This window comes from Streptosporangium sp. NPDC049046 (genome assembly GCF_040649155.1).
Lineage (GTDB): Bacteria > Actinomycetota > Actinomycetes > Streptosporangiales > Streptosporangiaceae > Streptosporangium.
This window is the reverse complement of sequence record NZ_JBEZEZ010000004.1, coordinates 191,932-204,283: the sequence shown is the minus strand read 5'-3', so window position 1 is coordinate 204,283 and position 12,352 is coordinate 191,932. Positions and strand designations below refer to the sequence as shown.

General features: G+C 71.1%; 10 protein-coding genes. 8 read left to right on the top strand and 2 right to left on the bottom strand.

Translation table 11 applies throughout. The features are described 5' to 3' along the window. The first annotated feature begins 116 nt into the window (after positions 1-116). The 3 genes from AB0B96_RS07305 (at position 117) to AB0B96_RS07295 (ending at position 3,409) form a co-directional block, all read left to right on the top strand. On the top strand, positions 117-950 hold the full coding sequence (locus AB0B96_RS07305) for a hypothetical protein (protein ID WP_362897038.1): 834 nt from the start codon (positions 117-119) through the stop codon (positions 948-950). A 334-nt stretch (positions 951-1,284) separates the two neighbouring features. Beyond that, the gene (locus tag AB0B96_RS07300; RefSeq protein WP_362897037.1) at positions 1,285-2,820 is read left to right on the top strand and encodes an alkaline phosphatase D family protein; all 1,536 of its coding nucleotides are present in this window, start codon (positions 1,285-1,287) and stop codon (positions 2,818-2,820) included. Positions 2,821-2,863: 43 nt separating this feature from the next. After that, positions 2,864-3,409 (top strand): hypothetical protein, encoded by a 546-nt coding sequence (locus tag AB0B96_RS07295; RefSeq protein WP_350943696.1) that lies wholly within the window; start codon positions 2,864-2,866, stop codon positions 3,407-3,409. 189 nt (positions 3,410-3,598) lie between these two features. Here AB0B96_RS07295 and AB0B96_RS07290 read toward each other — a convergent pair whose 3' ends face one another. Next, positions 3,599-5,032: an FG-GAP repeat protein gene (locus AB0B96_RS07290; RefSeq protein WP_362897035.1), complete on the bottom strand. Its 1,434-nt coding sequence runs from the start codon at positions 5,030-5,032 to the stop codon at positions 3,599-3,601. Between the two features lie 95 nt (positions 5,033-5,127). On the opposite strand from AB0B96_RS07290, the gene AB0B96_RS07285 reads away from it, so the two are divergent. Then, positions 5,128-6,357 (top strand): cytochrome P450, encoded by a 1,230-nt coding sequence (locus tag AB0B96_RS07285; protein WP_362897034.1) that lies wholly within the window; start codon positions 5,128-5,130, stop codon positions 6,355-6,357. Positions 6,358-6,375: 18 nt separating this feature from the next. Here AB0B96_RS07285 and AB0B96_RS07280 read toward each other — a convergent pair whose 3' ends face one another. Then, positions 6,376-7,803: an MFS transporter gene (locus AB0B96_RS07280; protein ID WP_362897032.1), complete on the bottom strand. Its 1,428-nt coding sequence runs from the start codon at positions 7,801-7,803 to the stop codon at positions 6,376-6,378. Positions 7,804-7,931: 128 nt separating this feature from the next. On the opposite strand from AB0B96_RS07280, the gene AB0B96_RS07275 reads away from it, so the two are divergent. From AB0B96_RS07275 to AB0B96_RS07260, 4 genes are read left to right on the top strand one after another with little or no spacing between them, the layout of a single operon-like run. Further along, entirely contained in the window at positions 7,932-8,882 is a 951-nt protein-coding gene (locus AB0B96_RS07275; RefSeq protein WP_362897031.1) for an STM4015 family protein, read from the top strand. After that, on the top strand, positions 8,855-10,009 hold the full coding sequence (locus AB0B96_RS07270) for an STM4014 family protein (RefSeq protein ID WP_362897029.1): 1,155 nt from the start codon (positions 8,855-8,857) through the stop codon (positions 10,007-10,009). Before AB0B96_RS07275 ends, AB0B96_RS07270 begins: the two co-directional genes overlap by 28 nt. 1 nt (position 10,010) lies before the next feature. After that, the gene (locus tag AB0B96_RS07265) at positions 10,011-10,817 is read left to right on the top strand and encodes an STM4013/SEN3800 family hydrolase (protein WP_362897160.1); all 807 of its coding nucleotides are present in this window, start codon (positions 10,011-10,013) and stop codon (positions 10,815-10,817) included. Further along, complete coding sequence (locus AB0B96_RS07260) at positions 10,808-12,238, top strand: STM4012 family radical SAM protein (protein WP_362897027.1); 1,431 nt, start codon at positions 10,808-10,810, stop codon at positions 12,236-12,238. Before AB0B96_RS07265 ends, AB0B96_RS07260 begins: the two co-directional genes overlap by 10 nt. The last annotated feature ends 114 nt before the right edge of the window (positions 12,239-12,352 follow it).

Genomic DNA, 12,352 nt, shown 5'->3' with positions numbered 1-12,352 from the left:
GATCACGGCCTCCTCCGGCGGGTGCCGCCGCGGCCTTGTGGCGCGGTGCTCGCTTCCGCCACAGTTGCCCGGGGGCGTACGACACCCGGGAAACAGGGCTTCAGAGGGCGGGGAGCATGGACACGATCGTCGGCGTGCACGGTATCGGCAAGTACCGCTACTACCGTGACGCGGGTAACTCGGTCAGCGGCGCGGCCGTCGCGATGCGCGACAAGTGGGACCGTTACCTGCACAAGGGCCTCACCGGCGGCAAGCCGCACGCCAAGGAGCGCTACGTCACCGAGATCGCCTACTACGCCCACCTGCTGGGCGAGAGCAAGGACGAGTCCGTACGCGCGGTGCGGACCATGGACGTCGGCGCCCAGGAGGTCTTCGTCGCCTGGGCCAGGCAGATCGACGCGGTGGGGGAGGGGCTGACCGGCGCCCTGTACCGGATGACCGGCTGGCTGCTGGACCGGCTGGAGGTCAACGCCGCCGAGTTCGCCAGGCTGTTCTGCCCCGAGGTCGCCGCCTACATGGCCGCCGGGGGCGAGGCCAGGGCGAAGGCCCGGGCGGCCGTGGCCGAGGTGATCAGGCGCAACCGCCCCAAGGTGGTGATCGCCCACTCGCTGGGCAGTGTGGTGACGTACGAGACGCTCTGGGCCAACCCCGACCTGGAGGTCGACCTGCTCATCACCCTCGGCAGCCCGCTCGGCATGCGCAACGTGATCTTCGAGCGCCTGGTGCCCGCCCCGGTCAACAACTGGGGCGAGCGACCCCGCAAGGTCAAGCGGTGGGTCAACATCGCCGACAAGGACGACATCGCGGCGATCCCTCCAGCGCTGCGGACCTGCTTCACCGGGGTCGACCAGGAGGTCATCGTCAACCTCGACTGGATCGACTTCCACACCGTGGAGAAATACCTGGGCTGCGGTGCCCTCACCCCCCACCTCAAGCCCTACCTGCACTGACGGCGGGCATCCCCGCTCTGACCGGCCGCGGTGCCTTTGACGGGATCCGTCGGCTCCGTTCTGAAGGCGTTCGCCCGCGCTCACCGGACGCGTCGGTCACCGTGGGTTCCGATCCTTCGCGGTCACGGGCCGTCGTCGCCGTCCGTGCCGCGCGGCCACCGGCGCGAGGTCGGCTCTTCGCCGTGATGTCGTCCCAAGGTCGGCCGTCGTTCAATCACGGTGGGTAAGGCGTCTTTCTGTGCGACGGCTGTTCATCTCGCCTTGATTCGCAGGTCACAGCGGAGAAAGCCGAAAAGGCTGCACTGGTGGGGTGGAGCAGAAGCCGTCACGCAGAGTGTTTCTTTCCTTCGCCGCCGCGGGTGCGGGCGGCCTGTTGCTGACCGGGGCGGGGCTCGGCCCCTCCCGGGCCCTCGCCGGTGATCCCTTCACCCTCGGCATCGCCTCCGGCGACCCGTCCAAGGACGGGATCGTGCTGTGGACCAGGCTCGCCCTCGACCCGCTCGGCCTGAACGGCCGGGGCGGCATGCCGGTGAGGGACGTGGACGTCGAATGGCAGCTCGCCACCGACGAGCGGTTCTCCAAGGTGGTCCGCGAGGGCACCGAGACCGCGCGCTGGAAGCAGGCGCACAGCGTCCATGTCGAGGTCGACGGCCTGGAGCCGGGGCGGGAGTATTTCTACCGCTTCCGCGCCGAGGGCCACCTGTCGCCGACCGGCCGCACCCGTACGGCACCGTCCGCGGTGCCCTCGTCGTCCTCGTCGTCCCCGCTCACCTTCGCCGTCGCCGCCTGCGCCCACTACGAGCACGGTTTCTACACGGCGTACAGAAGGCTGGCCGAGCAGGACCCCGAGCTGGTCGTGCATCTGGGCGACTACATGTACGAGTACGCCCCCAGGGGATACACGACGCTGGGCGGGAGCGTCCGGCAGCACACCTGGGGCAAGTGCGCCACGCTGGCCGACTACCGGATGCGCCACGCGCAGTACAAGAGCGACACCGACCTGCAGGCGGCGCACGCGGTCGCGCCGTGGCTGGTCGCCTTCGACGATCACGAGATCGAGAACAACTGGGCGGGGGACGTCTCCAGCACCGGCGCCCCGGCCTTCGCCCGGCGCAGGGCGAACGCCTTCCAGGCGTACTACGAGAACATGCCGCTGCGCAGGACGAGCGTGCCGGGAGGCGCGTCGATGCGGGTCCACCGCCGGGTGGACTGGGGGCCGCTCGCCCGTTTCCACCTGCTCGACACCCGGCAGTTCCGTGACGACCAGGCGTGCGAGGACGGGCTCAGGTCCGGCTGCGACGAGCGGCTCGCGACCGGACGCACCCTGCTCGGCGAGGACCAGCGGCGCTGGCTGCTGGACGGTCTCGCGAGTTCCGGCGCCCGCTGGAACCTGGTCGGCCAGCAGATCCTGATGGCCCAGCGCGACTCCAAGGTCGGGCCGGGAGTCGAGGTCAACATGGACTCCTGGGACGGCTATGCCGCAGAGCGCACCCGCCTGCTCACCGGGTTTCGCGACTCGGGCGCGTCCAACCCGGTCGTGCTGACCGGCGACGCGCACATGCACCACGCGGCGGACCTGAAGCTCGACTTCGACGACCCCGACTCTCCCCGCGTGGCGGTGGAACTCGTCACCTCCTCGATCGCGAGTGACGGCGACGGCTACCGCGACGAGGGCCGGATCTCCGGGACGATCGCGGAAAATCCGCATATCTCCTACCTTGACCAGCGGCGCGGCTACATCGTCTGCCGGGTCACCCCGGAGGAACTGCAGGCGGACTTCCGCACGCTCGACTACATCAGCAGGCGTGGCGCCCCCGCGAAGACCGGCGCACGGTTCACCGTGCCGTCAGGACAGTCGGCACTAACCTGAAACGTGAGAGGAATTCGGACTGATTTATTGGATGATGCCGCTTATGAGTCCCCTCACCACGAGGCTCACCGCCGCGGCTCTCGCCGCAGCGGTGGGCGGCGCCCTCCTGTCCCCGACCCCCGCCACAGCCTCATCAGCCCTGTCAGCGTTACCCGCGTTACCAGCCGCGCCCGCGGTCGCGCCCGCCGCCGCGGCGCCCTCCGCCTTCGGGTACGTGATCACCTTCCCCAAGCACGTCAAACGGGGCGGATCCCTCGTCTACTCCGTCAAGGTCCGCAACAGGAAGGCCAAGGGCCAGCACTACGTGGCACTCACCGGAGACTTCTCCAAACGTTTCCGTAAGATCCGGGTGGTCTCCAAGCCGCGCAGCGTCAAATGCTCCGTCAAGGGCCGTAGCCTGTCGTGCTGGATCACCTCCCTGGACAAGGGCGACTCGACGACCGTGCGGATCCGCGCCTGGGCCGGCTCACGCCGGGGCGTCGCCACCGCCGCGTTCGGCGTTATCGCCACATCCAACGCGGACGCCGACATCCGCAAGCTCCGCAAGGAGATCGGCCGCAAGATCAAGGCCAGCACGCGCATCCGCTGAACCCGCGTCCTCTTTCCGGCGCCGGGCGCGGGGGCACCCCCGGTCCGGCGCAGAAGACGCGCGGACTCCTTTCGGCCTCACGATCGGTCTCGGCCGTCAGGCCGGCCGGTCCGCCACCCAGGTGGGTGACGGTCTCGCCGACGATCGGGGGCCCGCCACCACCCGTGCGGCCCGCTCCCTCGCAGGCGTCTACCGCGAGGAGGACGGGCTCGCGAAGGTGTAGCCGAACAGGGTGTCCTTGGGGGCGCCGACGAGGGGTTTCGCCGTCGACGGGCGGATGCCCGGGTAGGAGCCCTTCCGCACGCTTCCGCGCAGCAGGGTGAGCCTGCCGCTGCCCGGGGCGGCGACGACGAGGCGGCGCCCGGCGACCGTGGCCAGGGCCGCGCCGAAGTCGCCGCCCGCACCGGTGATCAACAGGTTGTGGTTCCTGGTGAGGCCGCCTGAACGGGTTCCCGCGAGCACGTGGACGGCGTTCTCACCCGGCGCCCCGATCACCAGCTCGTCGTCGCCGTCGCCGTTGAGGTCCCCGGCGGCGAGGGCGGCGCCGAAGCGGTCGAAGTAGCGCGGCTCGCCCTTCAGGGAGCGCTGCGACCAGGCCTCGGAGACCGCCGTCCGCAGTCCTGAGCGGGAACCGTAGACGACGTGCACGGTGCCGTCGCCGTAGTCCATCGCCCGCTGGTTCTCGCTCAGTCCCTCGCCGGGCACCCCGATCGCCAGGTCGTCGCGTCCGTCGGCGTTGAAGTCACCGGCGGCGAGGGCGCTGCCGAAGAAGTCCCAGGCCTCGGCGAGGCCGCTGATCCAGGGACTGTCCTGGGTGAGCATGGTCGCCTTCCGGCGCCGGACGTCGAGGACGGTGACCGAGCCCTGGCCGTTCTTCAGCACCGTGTCCGCGGGCGCGCCCACGGCGATCTCGGCCCGGCCGTCGCCGTCGAAGTCGCCGGTGGCGAGCGCCGCGCCGAACTGGTCGGTCTCCCGCTCACGCTGCCCCACCCAGCGGGTCTCCTGCGTGATCATGTACGGTTTGCGGCCCTTGAGGCCGTACACCCCGACCGCGCCACCGCCCAGCCCGGGGGCGCCGATCACCAGTTCGTCGTCGCCGTCGCCGTCCAGGTCCCCCGCCGCGAGCGCGGCACCGAACCGGCCGGGATCACCTTCGCGGCCCAGGTCGTCGGCGTCGATCGCCTTGCCGGGCCGCAGGCCGTCAGGCGAGCCGTGGAACAGTTGCACGACACCGTGGCCCTCCTCTCCCGGCCGGGAGCGGTTCTTCTCGGAGACGCCCACGGCGAGGTCGGCGCAGCCGTCGCCGTCGAGGTCACCGGTCGCGAGCGCCGAGCCGAACGAGTCCCCGGTCTGGCTCTCGCCGGGCACCCCGGGCGTGTCCTGGGTGAGTTCCACGGGGTCGCGCAGGTCGTACAGGACGGTGACCGATCCCGCGCGGGCGTGGCCGCCGGAGCGGGTGTAGGGCGCGGCGACCGCGAGATCGGCCCGTCCGTCGCCGTCGAAGTCGGAGGGTACGCCGGAGCAGGCGGCGGCCGAGGCGTGGACGGGGGGAGGGGAGGCGGAGACCAACAGGGGGACCAGCAGGGAGGTGAGGACTGCGGAGGTGAGGAGCGCGGCTCTCATACCTGTGATGGTTTCCGGTGATTCGGACACGCGGCCCACCGGGACATGAAATTCACGTGGCCGGTACGCGTAAAGAACATGCCAGGATTGACGCCATGGAAATCGACCTGGCCGACCTGGGATTCTGGCGGCGGCCGCTCAAGGAGCGGCATGAGGCGTTCGCGCGGCTTCGGGATCTCGACAAGCCGGTGTTCTTCGAGGAGAAGCGGGTCCCGCTGCTCCGCTCGGGCAAGGGTTTCTACGCACTGGTCCGCCACGCCGACGTGGTGGAGGCGAGCCGCAACGCCAAGGTGTTCTCCAGCGAGCCCGGCGTGACCAGCCCCGAGCCGCCCGGCTGGGTCAAGCACGTGTTCGGCGAGTCCATGGTCAACATGGACGACCCCAGGCACGCCAGGCTGCGCCGCATCGTCTCCCGCGCGTTCAGCCCGAAGATGCTGGCCGGTCTGCAGGGCGACATCGACGCCGCGTGCGCGCGCATCGTCGACGACGTGACGGCCGCAGGACCCGGTGACTTCGTCGGTCAGGTGGCCGCCAAGCTTCCCATCCACGTCATCTGCGACATGATGGGCGTCCCCGACGACGTGCGGGCCAAGGTCCACCAGCACGTCGACATCTCCACCGCCTACTCCGGCGTGCGGCCCAGCCTGGCGCACACCGTGAGGATGGCCGCCCAGAACACGCTCGCGCTGCTCGCCCTGCAGCGGCTGGTGATCAACCTGGGCAAGGAGCGTGCCCAGACGCCGCGCGGCGACCTCGTCTCGGCGCTCGTCACCGCGAACGTCGACGGTGAGAGGCTGACCGACCGCGAGCTGGGATCGTTCTTCACGCTGCTGCTCGTGGCGGGCAACGAGACGGCCCGCAACACCATGGCGCACGGCATCAAGCTGCTGACCGACAACCCCGAGCAGCGGCGCCTGCTGGCGGACGACTTCGACGCCCACATCGGCGGCGCGATCGAGGAGATGGTCCGTTACGTCTCACCCATCATGCAGTTCCGCCGCACCGTCACCGAGGACTACGACCTGCGCGGCCTGCACCTGAAGGCCGGTGACAAGGTCGTGCTCTTCTACGGTTCGGCGAACCGCGACGAGACGGTCTTCCCCGACGCCGACCGGTTCGACATCACCCGTGACACCAAGCCCCACGTGGGCTTCGGCGGTCCGGGGCCGCACTTCTGCCTGGGCGCGAACCTCGCCAGGCAGGAGATCAGGGCGATGTTCCGCGAGCTGTTCACCCGGCTGCCGGAGATCCGCTCGGTCGGCGAGCCCGAGCTGCTGGTGTCCAACTTCGACAACAGCGTCCGCAGCCAGGCGTTCACCTTCTGAGGCCCTCCTGAGTCACGGTCACTTGCCGGGCTGGGGGGTCGTCACCGGGCAGCTCAGCTTCGGCTCGTCCGGGACGAGGACGTTCTCCCTGATGGTGAGGAAGGTGATCAGCGCCGCGAATCCCATCATCACCGCGCTCACCAGCATCGTGGTGTGGAATCCCGAGGTGAAGATCACGGGGGAGGCGAAGGCGTCGCCGGTCAGCCCGGCGAGCGGGGGGATCGCGGCCACCGCGAGCAGCCCGCCGGTCCTGGCGACGGCGTTGTTCACCCCGCTCGCCACCCCCGCGTGGCGTTCGGCGGCGGTGGCGAGCACCGTCGCGGTGAGCGGCGCGACCGCGGCCGACAGGCCCAGCCCGAACAGGGTCGCCGGAAGCAGCACGTCCACCACGTACGACGAGCCGGGGCCGATCCGCGACATCAGCAGCAGGGCGCCGGCGCAGACCAGGATGCCGGTCGTCATCGGCAGCCGGGGCCCCAGGCGCCTGGCCAGCTCACCCGCGCGCGCCGACAGCAGCAGCATCAGGATCGTCACCGGGATCATCGCGGTCCCGGCCACCAGCGGGGAGAAGCCCGCCGACACCTGCAACTGGACGACGAGGAGGAAGAACACCACGCCCATCGCGGCGTACATGATGAAGGTGACGACGTTGACCGCGCTGAACACCTTTGAGGAGAAGACCTCGACCGGTACGAGCGCCTCGGGCGAGCGCCTGATCTCCAGCCAGACGAATGCCGCGCCCAGCAGCACGCCCACCGCGATCGGGACGATCGCGAGGTCGATCAGGCCGTAGGTGATCCCGGCGAGCGCGAACGCCGCGAGCGCCGCGCCCAGGACGTCGAACCTTCCGGTGGCAGAGGGGTTTCTGCTCTCGGGGACGTGCCGTAGGGCGACCGCCACGACGAGGACCGCGAGCGGCAGGTTGATCAGGAACACCCAGCGCCACCCGGCCGTCTCCACCAGCCAGCCGCCCAGCAGCGGGCCGATGGCCGCGGCCACCCCGCCCAGGCCCGACCACGCTCCGATCGCCCTGGGCCGGTCGTCGCGGTCGAAGGACGCCTGGATGATGGCGAGGGATCCCGGGGTGAGCAGTGCCCCGCCGGCGCCCTGCAGGGCACGGGCGGCGATCAGCGTCTCCACGTTGGGCGCGAGGCCGCACAGGGCGGAGGCGAGGGCGAACCAGACGACGCCGATCAGGAAGACCTTGCGCCTGCCGTACCGGTCGCCGAGCGATCCGCCCAGCAGGATCAGGCCCGCCAGTGTGAGGGTGTAGGCGTTGACCGTCCACTGCAGGCCCGCCATGTCGGCGCCGAGATCGGCGCCGAGGGCGGGCAGGGCCACGTTGACGACCGTGCCGTCCAGCATGGCCATGCCGGAGCCGAGTACGGTGGTCAGGAGGACCCAGCGACCCGTCGCCGAGGTGAAGCGAATGTGACCGTTGTCCATGCCGCTCATCATCGCCGACCTTTCCCACCTGTCCGACCGCGTCCTCGACCCCGGGAGCGAGGTCCGAAGTGTCGCGCGCCTCTGATAGGACGGTCCTTGTCACAGCCGAGCCTGACGGGGAGCCTCCGATGGACTACAGCGAGTTCAACGACGACGTCGACGGTCTTTACCGAGGAGACTACGCGGGCCTGCCCATCGTGGGCCTGCGCCCCCCGGGAGCGCCCATGCCTGCCGCGGGGGAGGCCGCGTGGCGTGTCTCGGTCCGCGTCTACGACGCCAAGGAGACCTTCGAGGAGCACTTCGCGCGCTTCACCGAGACCGTCGACACCACCGAGGTGAGGGCGCTCATCATCGGTGGCTGGGCCGACGCCTACGAAAAGGACGCCTCGGAGCCCATCCGGCTGCTGGCGGAGAACGCGGAGCGTTTCCCCGCCTTGCGCTCGCTCTTCTTCGCCGCGATGCCGCAGGAGGAGTGCGAGATCTCCTGGATCCAGCAGAGCGACGTCACCCCGCTGCTGGAGTCCTTCCCGCTGCTGGAGCGGCTGGAGGTCCGGGGCGGGACGGGGCTGGAGTTGCGGCCGGTCAGGCACGAGCACCTCAAGATACTGCGCTTCGAGACCGGCGGGCTGCCCGCCTCCGTGGTCAGGGCGGTCGGCATGAGCGAGTTCCCCGCGCTCGAATACCTGGAACTCTGGCTCGGCACGAGTGAGTACGGCGGTGAGACCACCGGGGCCGACCTGGAGAACATCCTGTCCGGTGAGCGACTGCCCGCCCTCAGGCACCTGGGGCTGCAGGACAGCGAGATCCAGGACCAGGTCGCGGCTCTCGTCGCCTCCGCCCCCGTCGTGGCCCGGCTGGAGTCGCTCTCCCTGTCGATGGGGGTGCTCACCGACGAGGGCGCCGAGGCCCTGCTCTCCGGGGTCTCCCTCACCCACCTCAAGCGCCTGGACCTGCACCACCACTACCTCACCGACGCCATGGTCGAGCGCCTCACCGCGACGTTCTCCGGCATTCATCTCGACGTGTCCGACCAGCAGGAGCCCGACGACGAGTGGCGCTACGTCGCGGTCGCCGAGTGAGGGCGCTCGCCGTCGTCGGCACGCCGGGCGACCGGCGGGTGGCCATGTTCGCCGACGCCTGCGTCCGGCAGGGGCTGGACGAGCCCGCCGTCGTGCCGTGGACGTCCGTGCTGCGCGGCGAGGAGATCCGGATCGCGCCGGAGACGCTCGTGAGGATCGACTCGCCGGGGGAGGACGCCGAGGCGGACGCGCTGCTGCGCGGCCCCGGCGAGCCGTCCAGGGTCGGCGGGGGCGCCCGCTGGTACGCCGGGTTCGTCGCCGGGATCACCAGGGTCCTTCGGGCGGTGGCCGCGACGCCGGGAGCCGCGCTGCTCGCCGACGTGGAGGACGTCTCGGTGATGTTCGACAAGCGGCGCTGTCACGCCAGGCTGTCGGAGGCCGGGGTGCCGGTGCCTCCGGCACTCTCCGGGCCGGTCGGCGGCTACGCCGAGTTGCGCGAGCGGATGGGCGAGGCCCGCTGGGGCCGGGTGTTCGTCAAACCGGCCCACGGCTCGTCGGCCTCCGGCGTCGTCGCCCTGCACGCCTCTGGGCGCCGGGTGAGAGCGGTGACCTCGGCGGAGCCGGTCTCCGGCGGGCTGCGCAACTCGCTGCGGGTCAGGTGTTACGAGGACGAGACCGAGGTGGCGGCGATCGTCGACCTGCTGGCCACCGACGGCCTGCACGTCGAGCGCTGGTTTCCCAAGGCGAGCCTCCAAGGGCGCGCGATCGACCTGAGGGTGGTCGTCGTGGACGGCACCCCCACCCACGCGGTCGTCCGCGCGAGCCGCAGCCCGATGACGAACCTCCACCTCGGCGGCATACGGGGTGATCTGGGCGCCGTCGAGGCCGCTCTCGGCCCTCGGGGGTGGGAGACGGTCCTGGAGATATGCGCGCGGACGGCGGCCCGCTTCCCAGGGAGCCTCGCCGTCGGGGTCGACCTGATGATCGGGGTCGACTGGCGGGAGTTCGCGGTGGCCGAGGTGAACGCGTTTGGAGACCTGCTTCCCGGGCTGGAGGGGCTGCCGGGTGGCGGAGCCGAGGGGCTCGACACCTACGGCGCCCAGGTCCGCGCGATTCTCGCCAGGCACGCCCCGATCGGGAGAGCGAGAGTTCCGGTGGGGAGCGGGGGAAGGGGGCCCGGTGCGTGACATGAACGAGATCGTGGGCAGCCACGACCTGCTGCTGGTCACGCTCGACACCCTCCGATACGACGTGGCGGAGGAGCTGATGGCGGCCGGGCGGCTGCCCACCCTGGCGCGGGCGCTTCCCGGCGGGCGCTGGGAGCGCCGGCACAGCCCCGGCAGCTTCACCTACGCCGCGCACGCCGCGATCCTCGCCGGTTTCCTGCCGACCCCCGCCGAGCCGGGACCGCATCCGCGCCCGTTCGCCGCCGCGTTCCCCGGCAGCGAGACCACGACCCCCGGCACCTGGGTGTTCGACGCCCCCGACCTGCCTTCAGGACTGGCGAAGGCGGGATATCACACGGTCTGCGTCGGGGGAGTCGGGTTCTTCAACAAGCTGACACCGCTCGGGTCCGCACTGCCGGGGATGTTCGCCGAGAGCCACTGGGAGCCGGGGTTCGGGGTCACCGCGCCCGCCTCGTTCGAGGCGCAGATCGCCCGCGCGGAGCGGGCGGTGGCGGGAGCCGCCCGGCCGGTTTTCCTGTTCGTCAACGTCTCGGCGCTGCACCAGCCCAACTGGTTCCACCTGCCGGGGGGCACCCGCGAGCACGGCGACAGCCGCGAAAGCCACGCCGCCGCCCTCGAATACGTCGACCGGCACATCGGCAGGCTGTTCGCGCTGATGAGCGAGCGGCGGCCGGGGTTCGCGATCGTCTGTTCCGATCACGGCACCGCTTACGGTGAAGACGGATATATCGGGCACCGGATCGGCCACGAGGTCGTCTGGACCGTGCCCTACGGGGAGTTCACGATGGAGCGGGGGCGATGGCGGTGACTCCGGATTCCGGCCGGGTGCCGGAGACGGCGGACGGCGGACGGACTGTGCTCCCCCTGCTTCCTGTGCCCTCGGCGTCGCCCCGGCCCTCGTCCCCGTCCACCGGCGCGGGACCGTACCAGGGCTACGTCTACGCGTACCCGCACAAGACGGCCTACCGGCCGCTGGAGCCGCGGCCGTCGCTGGCGGAGGTGTGGGCGGGTGAGCCCACCGGGCGCCTCTTCCTCTACCTGCACATCCCGTTCTGCGAGATGCGTTGCGGATTCTGCAACCTGTTCACCAGGACCGGTGCCCCCGAGGAGCTCGTCGCCGCCTACCTCGACGCGCTGGAACGCCAGGCGGGCGCCGTACGGGACGCGCTGGACGACCCCCGCTTCACGGCGGCCGCCGTCGGCGGCGGCACGCCGACCTACCTGAGTGCCGCCGAGCTCACCCGGATGTTCGACCTCACCGAGCGGATCATGGGCGCCGACCTGCGGGCCGTCCCGATGTCGGTGGAGACCTCCCCGGCGACCGCGACGGCCGAGCGGCTCGCCGTCCTCGCCGAGCGGGGGGCGACCCGTGTCTCGATCGGCGTGCAGAGCTTCATCGACGCCGAGGCGCGCGCGGCGGTGCGGCCACAGCGGCGGCGGGAGGTCGAGACGGCGCTCGGCCGGATTCGCGAGGCCGGGTTCGAGGCGCTCAACATCGACCTGATCTACGGCATCGACGGGCAGACGGAGGAGTCCTGGCGTTACTCACTGGACGCCGCGCTCGCCTGGAAGCCGGAGGAGATCTACCTCTACCCCCTGTACGTCCGCCCGCTCACCGGCCTCGGGCGCCGCGCCCGCGACTGGGACGACCACCGCCTCACCCTCTACCGTCAGGGCCGCGACCACCTGCTCGCCGCCGGGTACGAGCAGGTCTCGATGCGGATGTTCCGGCTGCCGGGACGAGCCGGCCCGGCCGAATACACCTGCCAGAGCGACGGCATGGTCGGCCTCGGCTGCGGCGCCCGCTCCTACACCTCCGGCCTGCACTACTCCTACGAGTACGCGGTCGGCGCCGGTCAGGTGCGTGCGATCATCGACGACTACGTGCGTCTCGCCCCGGAGGAGTTCGCGGTCGCCAACGTGGGATTCCGGCTGGACGACGACGATCGCCGTCGCCGCCACCTCATCCAGTCGCTCCTCCAGGCGGAGGGTCTCGATCGCGCCGTCTACCGAGACCGCTTCGGTGCCGAGGTGGAGACCCACTTCGGCGAGGAGTTGGAGCGTCTGGCGGAGCTGGGCCTGCTGGAGCGCGACGCCCCGCCGCCCGGGGGTGCCGGGCCCGGATGGCTCCGGCTCACCGCGGAGGGCCTGGCCCACTCCGACGCGATCGGCCCCGCCCTGTTCTCCGGCAGGGTCCGCGCGCTGATGGCCCGATACGAGAATCGGTGATGACTGATGAGGACACAGCCGGGCGAATCGAGCGCATCGCGTGAAGGCGCGGGGGAGACACGCGTCGGCGGCCGGAAGCGCGATCATCTGACGATCCTCGACCGGGAGCGCGAC

Coding starts and splice junctions, on each gene's coding strand:
- AB0B96_RS07260 (WP_362897027.1), top strand. CDS start 10,808: ATGGCGGTGACTCCGGATTCCGGCCGGGTGCCGGAGACGGCGGACGGC.
- AB0B96_RS07275 (WP_362897031.1), top strand. CDS start 7,932: ATGGACTACAGCGAGTTCAACGACGACGTCGACGGTCTTTACCGAGGA.
- AB0B96_RS07280 (WP_362897032.1), bottom strand. CDS start 7,803: ATGGACAACGGTCACATTCGCTTCACCTCGGCGACGGGTCGCTGGGTC.
- AB0B96_RS07285 (WP_362897034.1), top strand. CDS start 5,128: ATGGAAATCGACCTGGCCGACCTGGGATTCTGGCGGCGGCCGCTCAAG.
- AB0B96_RS07295 (WP_350943696.1), top strand. CDS start 2,864: ATGAGTCCCCTCACCACGAGGCTCACCGCCGCGGCTCTCGCCGCAGCG.
- AB0B96_RS07265 (WP_362897160.1), top strand. CDS start 10,011: ATGAACGAGATCGTGGGCAGCCACGACCTGCTGCTGGTCACGCTCGAC.
- AB0B96_RS07290 (WP_362897035.1), bottom strand. CDS start 5,032: ATGAGAGCCGCGCTCCTCACCTCCGCAGTCCTCACCTCCCTGCTGGTC.
- AB0B96_RS07305 (WP_362897038.1), top strand. CDS start 117: ATGGACACGATCGTCGGCGTGCACGGTATCGGCAAGTACCGCTACTAC.